This is a genomic window from Thalassospira sp. CA1 (genome assembly GCF_059052855.1).
The window spans coordinates 551,105-571,761 of the sequence record NZ_JBZCIA010000002.1 but is presented as its reverse complement, the minus strand read 5'-3'; the positions used below and the strand labels follow the sequence as shown (position 1 = coordinate 571,761).

General features: G+C 54.9%; 20 protein-coding genes. 14 read left to right on the top strand and 6 right to left on the bottom strand.

From position 1 onward, the window contains the following. Position 1 precedes the first annotated feature (1 nt). From frr to AC5Q5A_RS06730, 13 genes are all read left to right on the top strand, one after another. Positions 2–565, top strand: coding sequence for a ribosome recycling factor (gene frr / locus AC5Q5A_RS06790; protein ID WP_008891203.1), 564 nt, complete (start codon positions 2–4; stop codon positions 563–565). A 2-nt stretch (positions 566–567) separates the two neighbouring features. Then, positions 568–1,308, top strand: coding sequence for an isoprenyl transferase (locus AC5Q5A_RS06785; protein ID WP_008891202.1), 741 nt, complete (start codon positions 568–570; stop codon positions 1,306–1,308). After that, a complete protein-coding gene (locus AC5Q5A_RS06780; RefSeq protein ID WP_493894756.1) occupies positions 1,295–2,113 on the top strand; it encodes a phosphatidate cytidylyltransferase in 819 nt (272 codons plus the stop codon). The genes AC5Q5A_RS06785 and AC5Q5A_RS06780 overlap by 14 nt, the downstream gene beginning before the upstream one ends. A 39-nt stretch (positions 2,114–2,152) precedes the next feature. After that, positions 2,153–3,316: a 1-deoxy-D-xylulose-5-phosphate reductoisomerase gene (locus AC5Q5A_RS06775; RefSeq protein WP_493894755.1), complete on the top strand. Its 1,164-nt coding sequence runs from the start codon at positions 2,153–2,155 to the stop codon at positions 3,314–3,316. A gap of 38 nt (positions 3,317–3,354) precedes the next feature. Beyond that, positions 3,355–4,458 carry an RIP metalloprotease RseP gene (gene rseP, locus AC5Q5A_RS06770; protein WP_493894754.1) on the top strand — a complete coding sequence of 368 codons (1,104 nt, stop codon included), beginning with the start codon at positions 3,355–3,357 and terminating at the stop codon, positions 4,456–4,458. A 26-nt stretch (positions 4,459–4,484) separates the two neighbouring features. Further along, positions 4,485–6,779 carry an outer membrane protein assembly factor BamA gene (gene bamA, locus AC5Q5A_RS06765; RefSeq protein WP_493894753.1) on the top strand — a complete coding sequence of 765 codons (2,295 nt, stop codon included), beginning with the start codon at positions 4,485–4,487 and terminating at the stop codon, positions 6,777–6,779. After that, complete coding sequence (locus AC5Q5A_RS06760) at positions 6,779–7,357, top strand: OmpH/Skp family outer membrane protein (protein WP_493894752.1); 579 nt, start codon at positions 6,779–6,781, stop codon at positions 7,355–7,357. The genes bamA and AC5Q5A_RS06760 overlap by 1 nt, the downstream gene beginning before the upstream one ends. Then, positions 7,357–8,376 carry a UDP-3-O-(3-hydroxymyristoyl)glucosamine N-acyltransferase gene (gene lpxD, locus AC5Q5A_RS06755; protein WP_493894751.1) on the top strand — a complete coding sequence of 340 codons (1,020 nt, stop codon included), beginning with the start codon at positions 7,357–7,359 and terminating at the stop codon, positions 8,374–8,376. Before AC5Q5A_RS06760 ends, lpxD begins: the two co-directional genes overlap by 1 nt. Before the next feature lie 11 nt (positions 8,377–8,387). Continuing rightward, positions 8,388–8,837 (top strand): 3-hydroxyacyl-ACP dehydratase FabZ, encoded by a 450-nt coding sequence (fabZ, locus tag AC5Q5A_RS06750; protein WP_008891195.1) that lies wholly within the window; start codon positions 8,388–8,390, stop codon positions 8,835–8,837. Between the two features lie 2 nt (positions 8,838–8,839). Next, positions 8,840–9,643, top strand: a complete 804-nt coding sequence (gene lpxA, locus AC5Q5A_RS06745) for an acyl-ACP--UDP-N-acetylglucosamine O-acyltransferase (protein WP_493894750.1) — start codon at positions 8,840–8,842, stop codon at positions 9,641–9,643. After that, complete coding sequence (locus tag AC5Q5A_RS06740) at positions 9,624–10,487, top strand: LpxI family protein (RefSeq protein ID WP_493894749.1); 864 nt, start codon at positions 9,624–9,626, stop codon at positions 10,485–10,487. The genes lpxA and AC5Q5A_RS06740 overlap by 20 nt, the downstream gene beginning before the upstream one ends. Then, positions 10,477–11,643 carry a lipid-A-disaccharide synthase gene (gene lpxB, locus AC5Q5A_RS06735; protein WP_493894748.1) on the top strand — a complete coding sequence of 389 codons (1,167 nt, stop codon included), beginning with the start codon at positions 10,477–10,479 and terminating at the stop codon, positions 11,641–11,643. Before AC5Q5A_RS06740 ends, lpxB begins: the two co-directional genes overlap by 11 nt. A gap of 73 nt (positions 11,644–11,716) precedes the next feature. Beyond that, a complete protein-coding gene (locus AC5Q5A_RS06730) occupies positions 11,717–12,157 on the top strand; it encodes a VOC family protein (RefSeq protein WP_008891191.1) in 441 nt (146 codons plus the stop codon). 106 nt (positions 12,158–12,263) lie between these two features. Here AC5Q5A_RS06730 and AC5Q5A_RS06725 read toward each other — a convergent pair whose 3' ends face one another. Together AC5Q5A_RS06725 and gltX are read right to left on the bottom strand one after the other, a co-directional pair. After that, entirely contained in the window at positions 12,264–13,571 is a 1,308-nt protein-coding gene (locus tag AC5Q5A_RS06725; RefSeq protein ID WP_040823987.1) for a citrate synthase, read from the bottom strand. Between the two features lie 110 nt (positions 13,572–13,681). Next, positions 13,682–15,088 carry a glutamate--tRNA ligase gene (gene gltX / locus AC5Q5A_RS06720; protein WP_417836651.1) on the bottom strand — a complete coding sequence of 469 codons (1,407 nt, stop codon included), beginning with the start codon at positions 15,086–15,088 and terminating at the stop codon, positions 13,682–13,684. 279 nt (positions 15,089–15,367) lie between these two features. Here gltX and AC5Q5A_RS06715 point away from each other — a divergent pair, with 279 nt between their 5' ends. Continuing rightward, positions 15,368–17,368 (top strand): ComEC/Rec2 family competence protein, encoded by a 2,001-nt coding sequence (locus AC5Q5A_RS06715; protein ID WP_493894747.1) that lies wholly within the window; start codon positions 15,368–15,370, stop codon positions 17,366–17,368. Positions 17,369–17,445: 77 nt separating this feature from the next. Here AC5Q5A_RS06715 and lexA read toward each other — a convergent pair whose 3' ends face one another. From lexA to trpD, 4 genes are all read right to left on the bottom strand, one after another. Then, positions 17,446–18,153: a transcriptional repressor LexA gene (gene lexA / locus AC5Q5A_RS06710; protein ID WP_008891187.1), complete on the bottom strand. Its 708-nt coding sequence runs from the start codon at positions 18,151–18,153 to the stop codon at positions 17,446–17,448. A gap of 162 nt (positions 18,154–18,315) precedes the next feature. After that, on the bottom strand, positions 18,316–18,795 hold the full coding sequence (moaC, locus tag AC5Q5A_RS06705) for a cyclic pyranopterin monophosphate synthase MoaC (RefSeq protein ID WP_493894746.1): 480 nt from the start codon (positions 18,793–18,795) through the stop codon (positions 18,316–18,318). A 19-nt stretch (positions 18,796–18,814) separates the two neighbouring features. Next, positions 18,815–19,612 (bottom strand): indole-3-glycerol phosphate synthase TrpC, encoded by a 798-nt coding sequence (gene trpC, locus AC5Q5A_RS06700; protein WP_493894745.1) that lies wholly within the window; start codon positions 19,610–19,612, stop codon positions 18,815–18,817. Further along, the gene (gene trpD / locus AC5Q5A_RS06695; protein ID WP_008891184.1) at positions 19,609–20,643 is read right to left on the bottom strand and encodes an anthranilate phosphoribosyltransferase; all 1,035 of its coding nucleotides are present in this window, start codon (positions 20,641–20,643) and stop codon (positions 19,609–19,611) included. Before trpD ends, trpC begins: the two co-directional genes overlap by 4 nt. Positions 20,644–20,657: the final 14 nt, after the last annotated feature.

The window sequence follows — 20,657 nt, the reverse complement described above, 5'->3', positions numbered from 1 at the left end:
CGTGTCTGACGTTGCTGGCCTAAAAAAGGACCTGTCCCGCCGTATGGAAGGGGCTGTGGAAGTATTGCACAAGGAGTTCACCGGTCTGCGTACCGGGCGCGCCAGTGTGAGCCTTCTGGAACCGGTCATGGTTGAAGCCTATGGCGTTCCGACCCCGCTTAATCAGGTGGCATCGGTCAGTGTTCCAGAATCCCGTATGCTTTCGGTTCAGGTTTGGGACAAGTCGATGGTCAAGGCCGTCGAAAAAGCCATCCGTGATTCGGGCCTTGGCCTGAACCCGGCTGCTGATGGCACGCTTGTTCGCGTTCCGATCCCGGCACTTAACGAAGAACGTCGTACCGAACTTTCCAAGGTTGCTGGCAAATATGCCGAGCAGGCCAAGATTTCGGTTCGTAACGTCCGTCGCGATGGCATGGATCAGCTGAAAAAATGGGAAAAGGACGGTGACATCTCCAAGGACGAGATGCACGACGAAGAAAAAGAAGTCCAGAAGCTGACCGACAAGGTCATCGGCGAGATCGACGAAGCACTCGCCCACAAAGAACAGGAAATCATGCAAGTCTGATTATGGCTGTGCTTTCTTCGCAAACTCAACCTTCAGATGCGCTTTGTGTGCCGCGTCATGTTGCCATCATCATGGATGGCAACGGGCGCTGGGCGCGCGGGCGCGGCCGACCGCGGACGATGGGGCATCGCGCCGGTGTTGATGCCGTCCGTCGCACCATCGAAGCCGCAGGCGAACTTGGGATCGAGTATCTGACGCTTTATGGCTTCTCGACCGAGAACTGGAAGCGTCCGGAAAGCGAAGTCAGCGATCTGATGGGTTTGCTGCGCCTGTTCGTGAAGCGCGAATTATCCACTTTGCACAAGAATGGTATCAAAATTCGCATTATTGGCGATCGTTCGCGTTTTGCTGATGATATCCGTGAACTTCTGGCCAAGGCCGAAGATCAAACACGCGACAATACGCGCCTGAACCTGACCATCGCACTGAGCTATGGTGCGCGTGCTGAAATCACGCAGGCTGTACGCGATATTGCCGCCAAGGTTGCCGCAGGCGAACTGTCCGCCGACGAGATTACCGAAGACCTGATCGAACAAAACTTGTCGACAGCCGGTATTCCGGACCCGGATCTTCTGATCCGAACCAGCGGCGAACAGCGGATCAGTAACTTCTTGCTCTGGCAGTCGGCCTATACTGAATTCGTCTTTGAAGATGTGCTTTGGCCGGACTTTGATCGCAGCCACCTCGAAAAAGCTATCGATAATTTTGCCGGGCGGGAGCGGCGTTTTGGTGCCGTCATCTGAGACACAAGATCAAAAAGATACCAATTCCGGCCTGATACCACGCGTTCTTTCCGCGATGGTTATGGCGCCTGTGGCTGTTGCGGCGGTCTGGTTCGGATCTCCCTATTTTGACATATTACTGTTTGTGTTTTCTGCGGGCATGATGTGGGAATGGTCGCGGATGTGCGCCCCGAACCACCATAACGGCATATCGGTTGTTACCGCCGTTGCGCTTGCGGTTGCGATGATAATGTATGTCGCTGGTCAGGAAGAATACATTGTCATGCCGATTGCCATCGGTGTGATTATTGCTGCGGCCCGTTCGGGCCCCAACTGGTTGCTTGCCGGGTTTGGCGTTTTGTACATCTCGGTTGCTGCCCTGTCAGCGCTTTGGCTGCGCACTCAGGATGGCGACGGTCTTCTGATCATTATGTGGCTGTTCTTCCTTGTCTGGGCGACCGACACAGGCGGTTATGCTTTTGGCAAGACCATTGGCGGCCCAAAACTCGCACCACGCTTCAGCCCGAAGAAAACATGGGCGGGGTTGATCGGTGGCATGGTCTGTGCCGGTTTGATTGGCGGATTGGTCACCTATTTCAGTTCCGATGCGATCAATTGGGCGATTGTCGCTGTCAGTATGGTTTTGGCGATCATTGCCCAAATCGGTGATCTTGGTGAATCCGCGCTCAAACGTCGTTTCAAGGTCAAGGACAGCAGTCACCTGATCCCGGGCCATGGCGGATTGCTTGATCGTGCTGACGGGATGTTGTCGGTGTTTCCTGTGGCCTTTGCTATTATCTGTTTCGCAGGGCTTTCTCTGCGTTAAGGCGGCCGATCCTCGGGCTGCTGTCTTTACAGGTGTTTGATGACTTTGAAGAAATCCGTCAGTGTCTTTGGTGTTACCGGTTCCATCGGGGCCAGCACCGTTGATGTTTTGAAGTCCCACACTGACAAATATGTTGTCGAAGCTGTAACGGCGCATCGCAATGTCGATGCATTGGCCAAGGCCGCCATCGAACTTGGTGCCAAATGCGCCGTGATCGGCGATCCTTCCTGTTTTGCTGACCTTCGCGATGCTCTGGCGGGGAAGAGTATTGAAATCGCGGCCGGCGAAGACGCGCTGATCGAGGCTGCCGAACGTCCCTCTGATATCGTCATTGCCGCAATTGTTGGGGCAGCTGGCCTGAAACCGACGCTCGCGGCCATTCGTCGCGGTGCGCGCATCGGACTTGCCAATAAGGAAACACTGGTCTGTGCCGGCGCCCTGATGACGGCGGAAATTTCCAGGCATGGTGCAACCCTGATCCCGGTTGATTCCGAACATAGCGCAATTTTCCAAGTTCTCGAGGATCGCGAAGAAACGCGCATCGACCGTATCCTTCTGACCGCGTCGGGCGGTCCATTCCGGGAATGGTCGTTGAAGGACATGCAATCTGTCACCCGGGTACAGGCTTTGGCACACCCGAATTGGGAAATGGGTGCAAAGATTTCTATCGATTCTGCGACCATGATGAACAAAGGGTTGGAGCTGATAGAGGCTTGGCACCTGTTCCCGGTGACCGAGGAACAAATTGAAATTGTTGTTCATCCTCAATCAGTTGTTCACAGCATGGTAGAATATCCTGATGGATCCGTGCTCGCACAACTGGGGTCTCCGGATATGCGGACGCCAATTGCTTATGCGCTTTCATGGCCGGATCGGATCAAAGTGGACGCACCGCGTCTTGATTTTGCCACGATCGGGCGTTTGAACTTCGAGGCGCCGGATACAAATCGTTTCCCGGCTCTTCGTCTGGCTCGACAGGCCTTGCAGGAAGGTGGCACGCTGCCTACTGTTCTGAACGCTGCCAACGAAGTCGCCGTCGAAGCGTTCCTTAATGACAGAATCGGCTTCCTTGAAATCGCCGCGACTGTCGAAAAGGTCATGACAAGGCTTGGAAGCGAACCGCTGACCAGCCTTGAACAGGTATTTGAAACAGACGCAATGGTGCGCCGGGAAACCTCGGCGTGTCTTGTGTCGGCTTCTTAGATTGAAACTGCCGGTTTCACCGGCTTAGGGAATTCTTGATGGAAACCTTACTTGCTTTTCTTTTTGTGCTCTCGGTACTCGTGTTCGTTCACGAATATGGTCACTACTGGGTGGCAATCAAAAACGGCGTGAAGGTCGAAGCCTTTTCAATCGGGTTTGGTCCCGAACTTTTCGGTTGGCAGGATAAAAAAGGCACGCGCTGGAAAGTCAGCCTGATCCCGCTTGGCGGTTACGTCAAAATGTTTGGCGACATGAACCCTGCCAGTGCGGGCGGTCGCGATGACCTTGACGCCGAAGAAGCAAAACACGCCTTCCATCACAAAGGGGTTGCCGCGCGCGCGGCCATCGTTTTTGCCGGACCTTTGGCCAACTTCATCTTTGCCATTATCGTCTTTACCTTCCTGTTTGCTGCTGTCGGACAACAGCGTGCCTTGCCGGTTGTTGGCGAGGTTCTTGAAAACAGCCCGGCATCTGTTGCTGGCCTGATGGCTGATGACCGCATCACGGCGATCAACGGTCAGTCGGTTGAATGGTTTTCTGAGCTTTCTGACATTGTGCGTGCAAATCCCGGGCAACCGATTTCCGTCACGGTCCAACGCGACAGTGAAATCGTTGATCTTGCCGTAACGCCCGAAGCCGTCGAAGTCGGCGAGGGTGGTATGACCGCGACCGTTGGACGCCTTGGCATCACCGCTGGTGACTTTGAGACGAGCCGCACCGGGGTTGTGGAATCGGTCGGTCGCGCGTTCGAGACCACCTATTCACTGACCACCCAGACCTTCTCGGCGCTCGGTGAAATGATCAGTGGTGATCGTGATAGCTCTGAACTGGGCGGGCCGATCCGGATCGCGCAAATGTCGGGGCAGGTGGCCGAAGGGGGCATCGCACCGCTTCTGTTCTTTATGGGCTATCTTTCCATCAGCCTTGGGTTGATCAACTTGATGCCTGTTCCGGTCCTGGATGGTGGTCATCTTGTGTTCTACGCGATTGAGGCAATTCGCGGTAAGCCATTGGGGGCAAAAGCACAAGAATATGGTTTCCGTATCGGCGCGGGTTTGGTATTCAGCTTAATAATTTTCGCAACGTGGAACGATTTGACGCAATTGGGTGTCTTTAGTTTCCTCAAAGGACTTGCTGGCTAATGCATGACAGCAACAGGGGGGTTAACTTGCTGCGTAAGGTAAAAGCGGCCGTTGTCATTACGGCCTTGCTTGGCGGAACGGCGCCATTGATTGTTCCTGTGGCTGTGCATGCCCAATCGGGTCTGATTCGCGATATTGAAGTCGAAGGCAATAATCGTATCGAAACGGCGACGGTGAATGCATACCTCACCGTCGCACCGGGCGATTCCTACGACATCCAGAAAATCAACAGTTCGCTCAAGGCGCTTTTCTCAACCGGCCTGTTTGCCGACGTATCCTTCTCTTTCAATCAGGGAATTTTGCGGGTCAATGTCGTTGAAAACCCGATCATCAACCGCATTGCGTTTGAAGGAAACCAGCGCCTTAAAGACGACACCCTGAGTGCCGAATTGCAGTTGCGCCCGCGGGTTGTTTACACCCGCACCAAGGTGCAGGCCGACGTCCAGCGTATCCTCGAACTCTATCGTCGTAGCGGACGTTTCGCCGCAACGGTTGAGCCCAAGGTCATCCAGCTTGACCAGAACCGTGTCGATCTGGCGTTCGAGATTGATGAAGGGGATGCCACTGGTATCCGCAAGATCAACTTTGTTGGCAACAAGGCCTTTGACGACGGTGAGCTGTCTGACGTGATCCGCACGACAGAAAGTGCCTGGTGGAAGATCCTGACGGCGGACGATAACTACGATCCCGACCGCGTGACCTTTGACCGTGAACTCCTGCGCCGGTTTTACCTTTCTGCCGGCTATGCTGATTTTCAGGTTCTCTCATCGGTTGCCGAGCTGACGCCTGATCGCTCGGATTTCTTTGTCACCTACACGGTGAGCGAGGGGCAGCGCTATCAGTTTGGCGAGATCAATGTCGTCTCACAGATCGACAAGATCGATCCGGAAACCCTGATGCCGCTGATCGAGATTGAAAGCGGTGAATGGTACAACGCCAACCTCGTGGACGATGCGGTTGATGCTTTGACCGACAGTGTCGGGGATCAGGGCTATGCCTTCATTGATATCCGTCCGAACGTGCAGCGCAACCGCGAAACCGGCACCATTGACATCACCTTCAATATCTCCGAAGGACCAAAGGTCTATGTCGAACGCATCAACGTTGTCGGCAACGTCCGCACCTTGGATGAAGTCATCCGTCGCGAATTCCGCCTGGTCGAAGGCGATGCATTCAGCAGCTCCAAGATGCAGCGCTCCAAGCAACGCATCGAAAACCTCAACTTCTTCAAATCGGTTGACGTCAAAACCCTGCCGGGTGCCTCGCCGGATCAGACAGTGATCGAGGTCGATGTAGAGGAAAAGTCGACCGGTGAGTTTTCCATTGGCGCGGGCTACGGAACGGATAACGGCGCGTTTGGTCAGATCGGTGTGCGTGAACGCAACCTGCTTGGCAAAGGTCAGGATCTGCGTCTGAACTTCACGCTTGGTTCAACAGATCAGCAGATCGACCTGTCCTTCACCGAACCGTATTTTCTGGATCGAGAAATTGCTGCTGGCTTTGATCTCTATAGGCGAGAGCAGGATAATCAGGACGAGAGCTCATACGATGAAGAGCAGACAGGTGGTCGGCTCCGCGCAGGCTTCCGCTATAGTGAGGAACTCTCTCATTCTTTCCGGTATACGTTGGAGCAGAATAGCTACTCAAATATCGATGCCAGTAGCGCCTCGCGACTATTGCTTGCGGAAGATAACGACTTTGTTGAGTCTGCCATTGGCCATACTCTGAGCTATGACAAGCGCGATAGTACCATCGCACCAACAGAGGGATACTATGCCCGCCTGTCGAACGATTTGGCTGGTGTTGGTGGTGACGAGTCGTATTTGAGAACTCAAATTGAGGGGGGATATTTCTATCCGCTTGATCGCGAGCATGAATGGGTTCTCTCCACCCGTGGCTCAACAGGCTATATCTTTGGTTTTGACGATGATACCCGCATTTCGCAGCGGTTCATGGTCGGCGGTTCAAACCTGCGCGGTTTTGAAGCCGCTGGCGTAGGTCCGCGAGACATTAAAACAGGCGACGCTCTAGGATCGAAACTTTATTATACCGGAACCGTGCAAATGGACTTCCCGCTCGGTTTGCCTTCGGAGTTTGCTCTGACCGGTCGCGTGTTTAGTGATTTCGGCTCGGGGCAGGAAGTGGACGGTGCCCGTCCGGGCGAAATCTACGATACAGGCTCGCTTAGAAGCTCTGTCGGTTTTGGTGTAGGTTGGGAATCACCGTTTGGTCCGATTGGTGTGGACATCTCTCAGGCCGTCACAAAAGAAGATCACGACAAAGAGGAGTTGTTCCGACTTAACTTCGGAACGAGATTCTAATGAAAATGATCACATCGCTCCGTAATCTGCTAGTTCTCGCTGCCCTGATCGGTTTCACCGTTCAAACTTCTGGCGTGCAAGCACAGGAACCGAACCCGGATAACTTTGCATCCGTCATGATTGTCGATGTCGCCGGCATCATGCGCGAAGCATCTGCCATGCAGGATGCCCGCAAACAAATCCGCGATCGACAGGTTGCCTATCAAAAGGAAATCGAAACCCGCGAGCAGGGGCTGCGCGAGGAAGAAAAACAACTCGCTCAGCAACGCACGCTTCTGGCTGCTGACGTATTCCAGGGGAAACAGAAGGAATTTCAGCAAAAAGTAGCTGATTTCCAGAAATTTGCCCAGGCTCGCAGCCGTGTTCTTGATCAAGCCCTGGCTGAAGCACAGTCCAAATTCTCGCAAGCGCTGAATGAAATCATCGGAAGCATTGCCGAAGAACGTGGCGCAAACCTTGTCCTGCATCGTGGTCAAGCCGTTCTGTTTGCAACCACCATGGATGCGACCAAGGAAGTTTTCGATCGCGCAAATGCCGAGGTTCCAACCATCACGGTTGAATTCAAGGAAGGCTCCTGATGGCGGATGCCCGTTTTTTTAGCCGCAAGGGACCCTTCAGTGTTGCTGAAATCGCCGCGCTGACGGAAACAACGCCGGTCAATGCGCCCGACGAAACACGGGTCTTTCAGGACGTCTCGCCGCTGCAAAACGCAGATGGCGATATCCTGAGCTTCTTTGACAATCGCAAATACCTTGATGCATTTGTCAACAGCAAGGCCGGCGCCTGCTTCGTGCGCCCGGAATTTGTCGAGCGCGCACCACAAGGCATGGTGTTGTTCGCAACCAACGACCCTTATCGCGCCTATGCCAAGGCCGCAACCGCGTTCTATCCGTTCGAAACCGGCAATGGCATCGTTTCCGATCATGCGGTCATTGATCCGTCTGCCAAGCTTGGCAAGGGTGTTCAGGTCGATGCCGGTGCCGTCATCGGTGCCAATTGCGAAATTGGCGATGGCACCATCATCGCATCCAATGCTGTCATCGGTGACGGGGTTGTCATCGGTGCGGGCTGCAAGGTGGGTGCGAATGCCTCGATCAGCCACAGCCTGATTGGCAATCTGTGCCTGATTTATCCCGGTGCCCGCATCGGCCAGGACGGCTTTGGCTTTGCCATGGGCCCGCAAGGGCACGCCAAGGTTCCGCAATTGGGTCGGGTTGTCATTGGCAATGACGTCGAAGTCGGTTCAAACAGCACGATTGACCGTGGGGCAGGGCCCGATACTGTTATCGGCAATGGCTGCCGTATCGACAATCTGGTGCAAATCGGCCATAACGTTGAACTTGGCATGGGCTGTGTTGTTGTCTCGCAAGTCGGGATCTCCGGCTCGACCAAGATTGGCAATTTTGTCGTGCTTGCCGGTCAGGCAGGCATTACAGGACACCTCGAAATCGGCGATGGCGCGAAAGTCGCAGCCCAGTCGGGTGTCATGAAAAATGTGGGGCCGGGGGAAACTGTGGGCGGAAGCCCAGCCGTTCCGGTCATGGAATATCATAAACAGACGGTCGCCTTGTCGCGTCTGATACGAAAAAAGAAATAAGGGCTACACACATGACCGAACTGGTAAGTGTCGATATCCAGCGCATTCTGGAAATGATTCCGCATCGCTATCCGTTCCTCCTGATCGACAAGGTCATCGACATCGAAACCGATGTCCGTGCCACCGGCATCAAGAACGTGACGATGAACGAGCCGCAATTTACCGGCCATTTCCCACAGCAGCCGATCATGCCGGGCGTCCTGATCATCGAAAGCATGGCGCAGACCGCAGCCATCCTGGTCGTTCAGACCCTTGGCGCGGATGCCGAAGGCAAGCTGGTTTATTTCATGAGCATCGATAATGCCCGTTTCCGCAAGCCGGTAACCCCGGGTGACGTCATGCACATCCATGTGACCAAAAAACAAAGCCGTGGCCCGGTCTGGAAGTTCGAAAGCCAGGTCAAGGTCGACGGCCAAGTCGTTGCCGAGGCAACCATCGCCGCGATGATCCGGGATAACTGATAATGTCAAAAGTACATCCAACCGCCGTTGTCGAAGATGGCGCGCAGATTGGTCAGGATGTCGAAATCGGACCCTATAGCGTGGTCGGTCCGAATGTTGTCTTGGGTGATGGTGTCAAACTGCACAGCCACGTGGCCGTCGCAGGTCACACCACCCTTGGCGATCAGTGCGAAGTTTATCCCTTTGCCTCTGTTGGTCATGCCCCGCAGGACCTGAAATTCAAGGGCGAACACAGCCGCCTGATCGTTGGTAAACGCACCAAAATCCGCGAGGGCGCAACCCTTAATCCGGGTACCGAAGGTGGTGGTATGGAAACCACCATCGGTGATGATTGCCTTCTGATGACCGGGGCCCATGTCGGGCATGATTGCCATGTCGGCAACCATTGTATTCTGGTCAATAACGGCACGCTTGCGGGCCATGTTGTGGTCGAAGACTTCGCAATCGTTGGCGGTCTATCGGCGGTTCACCAGTTTGTTCGTATCGGTAAGCACGCTATGATCGGCGGCATGACCGGGGTCGAAAGCGACGTCATTCCGTATGGTTCCGTCATCGGCAACCGTGCGTATCTTTCAGGCCTGAATATCATCGGCCTGAAACGCCGCGGTTTTGACCGTGAAACCATCCATTCGCTGCGCAAAGCCTATCGTCTTCTGTTCGCACAGGAAGGCACCCTGGCCGAGCGTGTCGAAGAAGTCGCCAAGGATTTTGAGGGCGTCGGGCCGGTGATGGAAATCATCAATTTCCTCAAAGCGGAAAGCATGCGTTCCGTATGCACGCCAAAATATGACAGCTCCGCAGGATAATCCGCAGCCGAAATTGGGGATTATCGCCGGGGGCGGGGCGCTTCCCGCCCGTCTGGCGTCCGCTGCCATTTCAATGGGCCGCGATGTCTGCATCGTCAAACTTGATGGCTATGCCGATGATACCGACCTTGATCAATACCCGAATGTAACGGCCCGACTTGGCGCAGCATCGAAAATCCTTGATGCCATGCGCAAGGAAAACTGCCAGGACGTGGTTCTGGCAGGCAAGGTCGCACGCCCCAGCTTTTCTTCGATCCGCCCGGATTGGCGGGCAGCCAAGCTCCTGATGAAAGTCGGCACCAAGGCCCTTGGCGATGACGGATTGCTTCGCCTTGTCGGTAAAGAGCTCGAACGCGAAGGCTTCCGACTTTTGGGCGCCCATGAAATTCTTGGCGATCTCGCGGTTGAGGAAGGCGTTCTTGGGGGGGTCAATCCCGATGAACAGGCAATGACCGATGCCCGCCATGGCCTGTCAGTCGCCCGCACACTTGGGAAGGCCGACGTCGGGCAGGGATGTGTCGTGCAACAGGGGCTGGTTCTGGCCCTTGAGGCGATCGAAGGCACCGATGAAATGGTGCGCCGTTCCGCCAAATACCGCCGTGATGGTGTGGGCGGGGTGCTGGTAAAGTCCGCCAAGCCGCAACAGGACAAACGCCTTGATCTGCCGGCCATCGGCATGAAAACCGTCGAAGAGGCCCATAAGGCTGGCCTGCGTGGTATCGCATTGCTTGCCGGTGGTACGATGATCATTGATCGTGCTGCTGTGATTGCGCGCGCCGATGCATTGGGCATGTTTGTCGTTGGTCTGTCCCTGCCAGACGAGGAACGCCAAAATGGCGAATGAAACCGCGCCGCTCGGCCCGAAAATCATGCTTGTGGCCGGCGAAGCATCCGGGGATCAACTGGGTGGGCGCCTGATGGCCGCCCTTAAGGCCAAACAGGATCATATCCGCTTTATCGGTGTCGGCGGTCCGCGCATGGAGCGTGAAGGCCTCAAAAGCCTTTTTCCGATGAATGAAATGTCGGTCATGGGCCTGACAGAGGTCGTGCCGCACATTCCACATCTGCTCAAACGCATTTCCCAAACCGCGGACTTCGCCAAATCCGAGAAACCCGATGTCGTGATTACCATCGATGCCCCGGATTTCAGCTTTCGGGTCGGCAAGAAGCTGAAAGGCAGGGGCATCCCGCTGGTGCATTATGTCGCCCCCTCGGTCTGGGCCTGGCGCGAAGGCCGGGCAAAGAAGATTGCCGGTTTTCTCGATCATCTTCTGGCACTTTTGCCGTTTGAACCGCCTTATTTTGAAAAAGAAGGCCTGCCAACCACCTTTATCGGCCACTCAGCGGTCGAAGAACGCCATGACGGGGATGGTGAGCGGTTCCGCGCTCAACATGGCCTGACGCCGAACCAAAAGCTTCTGGCCGTTCTGCCCGGAAGCCGTAATTCCGAAGTCAAACGCCTCCTTCCGGTATTTCGCAAGGTCATTGATGATGTTGCCGCGAAATACCCCGATGCACGCATCGTCGTGCCAACGGTCAGCAAGGTCGTCGACACCGTCAGCGAAGAAATGAAATCCTGGCCACTCGATCCGATTATTGTCGCAACCGATCAGGAACGCCACGATGCGTTTTCGGCGGCCGACTGTGCGCTGGCGGCATCAGGCACCGTCTCGCTGGAGCTCGCAATTGCCGGTGTGCCGCATGTCATTGCCTATCAGGTCAATGCAGTGACGGGCTGGATTGCCAAACGCCTGATAAAGATCGATACCGTCACCATTGTTAATCTGGTCCTTGGCAAAAAACTGATCCCCGAGTTCCTGCAGGATAAATGCAAAGCCAAAAAGATCACTCCGGTTCTTGAAACCCTGATGGCTGATAGCCCTGAACGGGCAGCACAGATCGACGGTTTTGATAAAGCCTGCACCTTGCTGGGATTTGGTGACAGACCGCCCAGCGAAAAGGCTGCCGAGCAGATTTTGAAAATCATCGCCAAAAAATAGTCTGTTACGGGTGGCATCAAATCCGCATTGCAATTAGTTTCTTCGCATTGATCAATTCATAACGGAGAGTGTTATGCGCTACCTGCACACGATGGTACGTGTCGAGAATGTCGATGAATCGATGAAATTCTATTGCGACCTTCTTGGCATGAAAGAGACCCGCCGGATCGAGAGCGAGCAGGGCCGTTTCACCCTGATCTATCTTGCGCCGCCAGCGGACGTCGAAAGTGCCAAATCCGTCAAGGCCCCGGAACTTGAACTGACCTACAACTGGGACCCGGAAAGCTATTCTGGTGGTCGCAACTTCGGCCACTTGGCCTATGAAGTCGACGACATCTATGCGCTTTGCCAGAAACTGATGGATGCGGGTGTCACCATCAACCGTCCGCCGCGTGATGGCCGCATGGCGTTTGTTCGTTCCCCGGACGGCATTTCCATCGAGTTCCTGCAAAAAGGCGAAAGCCTCGCCCCGGCTGAACCGTGGGCCAGCATGGAAAACACCGGAAGCTGGTAAGCCCGGAAATACGAAATATGGTGGGGCAGGGAAATCCTGTCTCACAAATACAAAAAGGCCCGGAAAATTCCGGGCCTTTTCTTTGATCTGTCGATGTCGACGCGGCTTAGCGCTTGTCGACCGGAACGAACGGGCGTTCTGCAACACCGGTAAACAGCTGACGCGGACGACCGATTTTCTGAGACGGATCTTCGATCATCTCTTTCCACTGGGAAATCCAGCCAACGGTACGTGCAACAGCGAACAGCACGGTGAACATGCTGACCGGGATGCCCATCGCCTTGAAGATGATGCCCGAATAGAAGTCGACGTTCGGATAGAGTTTCTTCTCGATGAAGTACTCGTCTTCACGTGCGATGCGTTCCAGTTCCTGGGCAACGTCAAGCAGCGGGTCGCTGATGTTGAGTTCTTTAAGAACTTCGTGGCAGGTTTCCTGCATGACTTTGGCGCGCGGATCGTAGTTCTTGTAAACGCGGTGACCAAAGCCCATCAGACGGAACGGATCGTTCTTGTCTTTTGCTTTTGCAACGTATTCCGGGATGTTTTTCACATCGCCGATTTCGTTGAGCATGACCAGAACGGCTTCGTTTGCGCCACCATGTGCCGGACCCCAAAGGGATGCGATACCAGCCGCAATACATGCAAACGGGTTGGCACCCGAAGAACCGGCCAGACGAACGGTCGAGGTCGACGCATTCTGTTCGTGGTCGGCATGCAAGATCAGGATGCGATCCATTGCCTTGGCCAGAACCGGATTGACTTCATAGTCTTCACACGGGTTGCCAAACATCATCTGCAGGAAGTTTTCTGCATAACCGAGCTTGTTGTTCGGATAACGGAACGGCTGACCGATGGAATATTTGTACGCCATCGCCGCAATGGTCGGCATTTTCGCAATCAGGCGATAGGCCGAAATCATCCGCTGCTTCGGATCGTTGATGTCGGTGCTGTCATGATAGAACGCAGACAATGCGCCAACAACGCCGCACATGATCGCCATCGGATGCGCATCACGGCGGAAACCGTTATAGAAATTGCGCATCTGTTCGTGGACCATGGTGTGCATGGTAATATCATTCTCGAACTTGGCTTTGTCGGTGGCATTCGGCAACTCACCATAAAGCAGCAGATGGCAGACTTCGAGGAAGTCGGCGTTTTCTGCAAGTTCATCAATTGCATAACCGCGGTGACGCAGAATACCAACGTCGCCATCAATATAGGTCAGTTCCGACTGGCAAGAGCCGGTCGAAGTGAAGCCCGGATCATAGGTGAAATATCCGGTTTCAGCATACAGCTTGCGGATGTCAATCACAGACGGGCCTACACTGCCCTCAATCACCGGCATATCGAACGACTTGCCAGTGGCATTGTCGGTCATTGTCACGGTGTGGGAAGTCTTGGGATTAGATGCCATGACTATTTTTCCTTCCCTGTTTGAACGAACACGGTTTCAAGTTGTGTGCAGCATAATGCTGCGGCGCACAAAGCGCAAACGGGTTATTAGTTTTTCTTAATTCGCTGTTGTTATGCATCAAAATGGCGAATGCGTTTCAGCGTTTGGGTTTTGCCAAGCACAATCATTACTTCGAAAATGCCTGGTGAAGAGTTGGAACCTGTAAGCACCGCCCGCAAGGGCTGCGCAACTTTGCCAAGCTTTAACTCAAACTTATCGGCAATGGCACGAACACTTGCGTCAACGTCCTCTTCGGTCCAGCTATCAAGCGCTTCAAGACTGTTGGCCAGTTCCTTGAACAGACCTTCAGGTGCACCATCAATCAGGGACTGGGCTTTCTCGTTAACGGACATAATGCCATCGGTAACGTAGAAAGCCGAAGAGTCGGCGAGCTCGATAAGAGTCTTGGCCCTTTCTTTAAGGCCTGCCATGCCGTTGATCAAGATTTCTTTTTGCGACGCATCAAGCGCATCGACACCAATTTGCTTGGCAATCAGCGGTGAAATCTCGTCTGCAAGGCGTTTGTCATCGGCCTGACGCAGGTAGATGCCATTAAGGTTGGTCAGCTTTGCAAAATCAAAGCGTGCAGCCCCTTTGCCGACATCGGTGATGTCAAACCATTCAATCGCCTGCTCGGTCGAAATGACCTCATCATCGCCATGGCCCCAGCCAAGACGCAGAAGATAGTTATTCAATGCTTCGGGCAGGAAGCCCATTTCATCGCGATAGGCATCAACACCCAGTGCACCATGGCGTTTAGACAGCTTGGCGCCATCCGGACCATGGATCAGCGGGATATGCGCAAAGGTCGGGACATCCCAGCCCATGGCATCATAAATGACTTTCTGACGGAATGCGTTGGTCAGGTGGTCGTCACCACGAATAACGTTGGTTACACCCATGTCATGGTCATCAACCACGACTGAAAGCATGTAAGTCGGTGTTCCGTCGCCGCGCAGGATGACATAATCGTCAAGCTGCTCGTTACCGACGCGAACTTCGCCCTGCACCTGATCATTGATCACGGCGTCGCCTTCTTGCGGGGCCTTGACGCGGACCACCGGTTTGACACCTTCCGGCGCCTCGGACGGGTCGCGATCGCGCCAGGTACCGTCATATTTCATCGGACGGCCTTCTGCGCGGGCCTTCTCGCGCATGGCGGTCAGTTCCTCGGGGGAGCAATAGCAATAATACGCTTTCCCGGCATCAAGAAGCTGTTGGGCGACTTCTGCATGGCGGTCGCGACGGGCAAACTGGAAAGTCGGCTCTTCGTCTGCGGTCAGGCCAAGCCAGTTCAAGCCGTCAAAAATGGCGTCTACGGCCTCGGGCGTTGAACGTTCACGGTCGGTATCCTCAATCCGGAGCAAGAACTTGCCACCGGTATGTTTGGCATAAAGCCAGTTATAAAGTGCGGTGCGTGCGCCGCCGATATGCAGAAACCCGGTCGGAGACGGGGCAAAACGGGTAACAACCGTCATTCAATCTATCCGTTATTTGGATGTTGTCGCTTGTCCTGAGGACTTTTGGCGTGCAGGCTATAGCACAAATGACACGCTGTTGCACCACAGCGGATGTTAGATAGAAACTATGCGGCAGGCGGGCTATTGGACATTCGTCGTACGGCGACAGGTAAAGTTAAATTAAAACAATTGTTTGTGGGCATTTTCTCACAAATTAATTTTGTTGTAACAAGCCAAAGAAATAAATGGTTTCTGTCCTCGGTTATCTTCTTTGGGTTGGGCTGTGCCGGGTATTTCTTGCTCCCTGCGCGTATCGGGCTTGGTCAAATTGCTCTGGCGGTGATTCTGCTGTGCTGCGGTTTCTGGATGTCGCGGCGACTTGCCACTCTGGCCTTCGCGTTTCAACTGCTTGCCAGTTTGGCGTTCGGGGCTTTGACAAGTGCCATCCATACCGAACTTGGCCCGGATAATATCCCGACAAAAACGCTCTATACGACCGAGGTCACCGGCACCATCATTGCGCTGGAACCGCGGAATGGACGCATCCGCGCCACTGTCCAACCGTCCGAGATTGTCGGTATTGCCCAAGACCAACTGGACTGGAATTTAAGGCTCAGCTTTCTGGGCGATAGTGCGCTTTCAATTGGCGACCAGATCCGCGCGAACGCACGTCTCTTTCCCTTGCGCGCACCTGCCGTTCCCGGCGACCCGGATTTTTCACGTAATCTCTATTTCAGCAATATTGCCGCTTCCGGCTTTGTCTTTGGACGACAGTTCGAAGTTCTGGAAAATCAAAAAGATATAAATAACAATATTTTGCTGGTCGGTATTGAAAGGGCGCGTCAATATATCTCAGCCGTCATCAGCGATGAAATGACAGGCCCCGAAACCGGCATTGCCAAGGCACTGATCATTGGCGAACGCGGCGAAGTGGCCCCGGATATTGCCGATAACCTTCGCAAATCCGGGCTTGCGCATCTGTTGGCGATTTCCGGCCTGCATATGGGTTTGCTTTGCGGGACGGTGTTTTTCCTGATCCGGTTCGGGTTGGCCGCCATTCCATCAATTGCCTTGCGCTATCCGATCAAGAAATGGGCGGCGATGGCGGCCATGCTGGCGGGGCTTGTCTATCTCGGATTGTCCGGGGCGACCATTCCGACCCAGCGCGCCTTTGTCATGTTGCTTGTGGTTTGGCTGGCACTCCTGCTGGATCGCCGTGCCATATCGCTGCGCCTTGTGGGTGTTGCCGCGATCATTGTTTTGATCCTTCGGCCTGATGCGGCGCTTGGCGCCAGTTTCCAACTCTCCTTTGCCGCTGTTGGTGCACTTGTTGCGTTTTATGACGGGCCGGGGCGGCGCTGGCTGGATCGGCAGGGGGTGCTGTCCTGGTACGAGCGTGCTGGTCTTTATCTTGCCGGCTTGCTGCTGACCAGTTTGATCGTGACGGCCGTGACTGCCCCCATCATCGGCTATCATTTCGGTCGAATTTCAATGCTGGGCGTACTCGCCAATCTGGTCGCCATTCCGGTCATGGCATTCTGGGTGATGCCCTGGATCGTTGTGACGTTGGCGCTGATCCCGATTGGGTTATCGGGGCTTTCTTTGGCCGCGATGAAGCCCGGATTGACGGTGCTTTTGGAAACAGCCGAACTGGTCGCCGCACAGGACTGGGGGCTTTGGTATGTCTCGGGCCTTGATATGCTGGCGGTTGCCTTGGGGCTGTTTGCCTTGGCATGGATCGTTATCTGGCGCGACAAGGTGATGATCGTGCCGGTTCTTCCGGTGATTTTTGCCGCCATCATCTTTCAGGCACTGCACAAAGAACCCGAAATCCTGATATCAGGCGACCGCGAAAGCTGGGCTGTTTATGATCCCGATGCCGGTATCCTGCATACCTCATCACGGCTGAATGACTTTCAAAAAGGCATCTGGATGAGCCGCTTTGGCATTCGGCCCGAACAGGAACAAAGCCGCGTACAGGTCTGCCAGAACGACCCGTGCTCCCTTGGTGTTAGCGCTAACATCGTTCAGTCACGGATCATTGTCGCAAGCCGGATTGCCAATCCGTTTTATGCCTGCCGTAATGCAGATATCATTGTTAGTCTGAAAACAGATCTACCAACCATCTGTCAGGCCTCTGGCGCGCGCATGGTCATCGATGATGATGTTCTGTGGTGGCAGGGCGGTGTTGCGATCAAACTGCCGTCTGAGGCTGAAGAAAATCCAGTAATCAACACCGTCCGTGCGGAAACCGGCAATTGGCCATGGATCATCATCGGCGGCAGAGCAGGGCGCTAACAACCTGTTCTCACACAAAACAAAAACGCCCGGGCGTGTGCACCGGGCGTTTCTTGTTGATAGCTTTGCGCAAGCAATCAGTACTGACGCAGCAGCCCGACCAGACGGCCCTGAATGCGCACGCGATCTGGCGACAGGGCGCGGGTTTCATAGCGTGCGTTGGCCGGTTCCAACAGAACTTCACCACGCCCGCGTTTCAGGCGCTTAAGCGTGGCTTCGCTATCGTCAACGAGTGCCACCACGATGGTACCGTCATGGGCCTGTTCGCAGCGCTGGATCAGAACGGTGTCGCCATCCAGAATACCGGCATCAATCATCGAATCCCCCGATACTTCAAGGGCATAGTGATCACCGGCACCAAGCAGGGCGGCCGGGACCTGTACCATGGTCGTTTGATCGCGAAGGGCCTCAATCGGTGTACCGGCAGCAATCCGGCCATAGAGCGGCAAACCAACGGATTCCCCGGCTTCCGAGAAGGCGGTTGGCACCGTGGTTGGCCGATGCGCGGCCTTTCGGACACTGGCAAGCGATGTCACATTGTTTGGCGTTTCCGGGGCGTCATCATCGCTGTTTTCCGGAAGTCTGACGACCTCAAGCGCGCGTGCACGATGGGCAAGGCGGCGGATAAAGCCGCGTTCCTCAAGGCCTGTGATCAGGCGATGAATGCCGGATTTGGATTTAAGGTTCAGGGCCTCTTTCATTTCGTCGAAAGAGGGCGAAATCCCGTGATCGCGAAGGTAATTGTCTATATAGACCAGCAACTCATATTGCTTGCGCGTCAGCATGATATTTCCCGAACCTGTAAAAAGAACAAAAAGGATACATAAATGTTCTACTTTAGTTCTTTTCGCGGGTCAAGCGCGTCTGTGCGATTAAACGCAAAAACCGAATAATCGCGGCAACTTTTCAAAAAATGTGAATATTAGGCCGTTATTTCGGACAGGATGTTAGTCCGCGACGAAGGTGCCCGACTTGCCACCTTCTTTCCGGGTGACCCGCAAATCGGTAATCCTCATACTTTTATCAACCGCCTTGCACATGTCAAAAACGGTGAGTGCGGAAACCGAGGCCGCGGTGAGGGCCTCCATCTCGACACCGGTCTTGCCAGTTGTTTTGCAGGTGGCGGTGATATCGACCGCATCGACACCCTCGGCCAGTTCGAGATCGACGGTGACGGAGGTCAGGGGCAGCGGATGACAGAGCGGGATCAGATCGGGGGTCTTTTTCGCGCCCATGATCCCGGCAAGCTGGGCGATGCCAAGAACATCACCCTTTTTATGGCCGCGCTTGGCAATCAGCTTGGCGGTTTCGGAAGACATCAGAACCCGTGCCTTGGCAATGGCGGTGCGCGCAGTTTCTGCCTTGGCCGAAATATCGACCATCACCGCGTTGCCACCGGCATCAATATGGGAAAGCTTGTCTGCCATTGGTTCTGTCCAGTATTGATCAGGCCGCAAGGCCAAGCAGGTTGCGGGTGGCGGTTGCGACGTCGTCCTGGCGCATCAGGCTTTCGCCGATCAGGAAACACTCAGCGCCGACCTTTGCCATGCGGGCAAGGTCATCAGGGGTAAACAGGCCGCTTTCGGCCACCAGCAACCGATCATCGCTGACCATGCTTGCCAGTTCCTCGGTCGTGGTGAGCGAGATTTCCATGGTCTTGAGGTTGCGGTTGTTGATGCCCACCAAACGTGACTTGAGCTTGAGCGCACGTTCGAGTTCCGGGGCGTTGTGTACCTCGATCAAAACATCCATGCCAAGGCTGTGTGCGGCATCTTCAAGCTCAGAAGCCAGGCTATCTTCAAGGGCTGCCATGATCAGGAGGATGCAATCCGCACCAAGGGCACGTGCCTCGGTAATCTGATAGGGATCGACCATGAAGTCCTTGCGAAGGGCCGGAAGATCGACCGCCGCACGGGCGGCCACCAGATAGCTGTCATCGCCCTGGAAATAGGGGATGTCAGTCAGAACCGACAGGCAGCTTGCCCCGCCAGCCTTGTAAGCCTTGGCGAGTTCCGGCGGATTGAAGTCCGGGCGGATCAGCCCCTTGGACGGCGATGCCTTCTTGATTTCGGCAATCAGGCCATAACGGCCATCGGCAACACTGGTTTCAAGGGCCTTGATAAAACCACGCGGGGCTGATTGTGCCTTTGCCTCGGCCTCGAGGGTGGCAAGCGTCTTGCGCGCCTTGCAGGCCGCAACGTGATCGCGTTTGTCATTGCAGATTTTGGCTAGTACGTCGCTCACGCCGGGGTTCCTTCATTGGTAATCTTGACAAGCCCTTGCAGGGTCTCGGCAGCCTTGCCGCTATCAATGGCGTCTGCGGCCTTTTTGATGCCGTCGGCCAGATCGCTGGCAATGCCGGTGACCACAAGTGCCGCCCCGGCATTCATCAGAACGATGTCGCGGTACGGGCTTTTCTTGGCGGCCAAAAGGTCGGTAATCGCCCTGGCATTGACATCGGCATCACCACCCTTGAGGTCGTCAAGCGTTACGGTTTCAAGCCCGAAATCACTTGGGCTGATTTCAAATGTTGTGACCTTGCCGTTCTTGACCTCGGCAACATAGGTCGGGCCGGTGGTCGAGATTTCATCAAGACCGCTGTGGCCATGAACAACCCATGCATGCACCGATCCCAGACGGTTCAATACATTGGCAATCGGTTCGACCCACTGTTTGGCAAAGACACCAAGAACCTGACGTTTGGTCTTGGCCGGGTTGGCCAGCGGTCCCAGCAGGTTAAAGATGGTGCGCGTGCCCATTTCAACGCGGGTCGGCATGACATGGCGCATCGCCGAATGGTGGCGGGTTGCCATCATGAAGCAGAGATTGATGTCGCGAAGCGCCTTTTCCAGAAGCTTCATATCGGCATCAAGATTGACACCAAGCGCCATCAAAACATCGGCAGACCCGGATTTGGATGATGCGGCGCGGTTGCCGTGCTTGGCAACGGTGGCACCCGCGGCGGCCGCCACAATCGCAGCCCCGGTCGAGATGTTATAGGTACCGCTGCCATCACCGCCGGTGCCGCAGGTATCGACCGCATTTTCCGGGGCAATGATGCCGGTTGCCTTTTCGCGCATGACACGGGCGGCACCGGTGATTTCATCAACGGTTTCGCCACGAATGCGCAAGCCCATCAGGAAAGCCCCCATCTGAGATGGTGTCGCCTGACCGGACATCAGCACGTTAAAGGCCGCCTCGGCAGCGCTTTCGGTCAGTTTTTCGCCATCTGCGACTTTGGCCAGAATTGGCTTCAGATCATGATCAGTCGACATCGGGTCTTCCTTGG

Coding starts and splice junctions, on each gene's coding strand:
- AC5Q5A_RS06785 (WP_008891202.1), top strand. CDS start 568: ATGGCTGTGCTTTCTTCGCAAACTCAACCTTCAGATGCGCTTTGTGTG.
- AC5Q5A_RS06775 (WP_493894755.1), top strand. CDS start 2,153: ATGACTTTGAAGAAATCCGTCAGTGTCTTTGGTGTTACCGGTTCCATC.
- rseP (WP_493894754.1), top strand. CDS start 3,355: ATGGAAACCTTACTTGCTTTTCTTTTTGTGCTCTCGGTACTCGTGTTC.
- AC5Q5A_RS06760 (WP_493894752.1), top strand. CDS start 6,779: ATGAAAATGATCACATCGCTCCGTAATCTGCTAGTTCTCGCTGCCCTG.
- lpxD (WP_493894751.1), top strand. CDS start 7,357: ATGGCGGATGCCCGTTTTTTTAGCCGCAAGGGACCCTTCAGTGTTGCT.
- fabZ (WP_008891195.1), top strand. CDS start 8,388: ATGACCGAACTGGTAAGTGTCGATATCCAGCGCATTCTGGAAATGATT.
- lpxA (WP_493894750.1), top strand. CDS start 8,840: ATGTCAAAAGTACATCCAACCGCCGTTGTCGAAGATGGCGCGCAGATT.
- AC5Q5A_RS06740 (WP_493894749.1), top strand. CDS start 9,624: ATGACAGCTCCGCAGGATAATCCGCAGCCGAAATTGGGGATTATCGCC.
- lpxB (WP_493894748.1), top strand. CDS start 10,477: ATGGCGAATGAAACCGCGCCGCTCGGCCCGAAAATCATGCTTGTGGCC.
- AC5Q5A_RS06730 (WP_008891191.1), top strand. CDS start 11,717: ATGCGCTACCTGCACACGATGGTACGTGTCGAGAATGTCGATGAATCG.
- AC5Q5A_RS06725 (WP_040823987.1), bottom strand. CDS start 13,571: ATGGCATCTAATCCCAAGACTTCCCACACCGTGACAATGACCGACAAT.
- gltX (WP_417836651.1), bottom strand. CDS start 15,088: ATGACGGTTGTTACCCGTTTTGCCCCGTCTCCGACCGGGTTTCTGCAT.
- lexA (WP_008891187.1), bottom strand. CDS start 18,153: ATGCTGACGCGCAAGCAATATGAGTTGCTGGTCTATATAGACAATTAC.
- moaC (WP_493894746.1), bottom strand. CDS start 18,795: ATGGCAGACAAGCTTTCCCATATTGATGCCGGTGGCAACGCGGTGATG.
- trpD (WP_008891184.1), bottom strand. CDS start 20,643: ATGTCGACTGATCATGATCTGAAGCCAATTCTGGCCAAAGTCGCAGAT.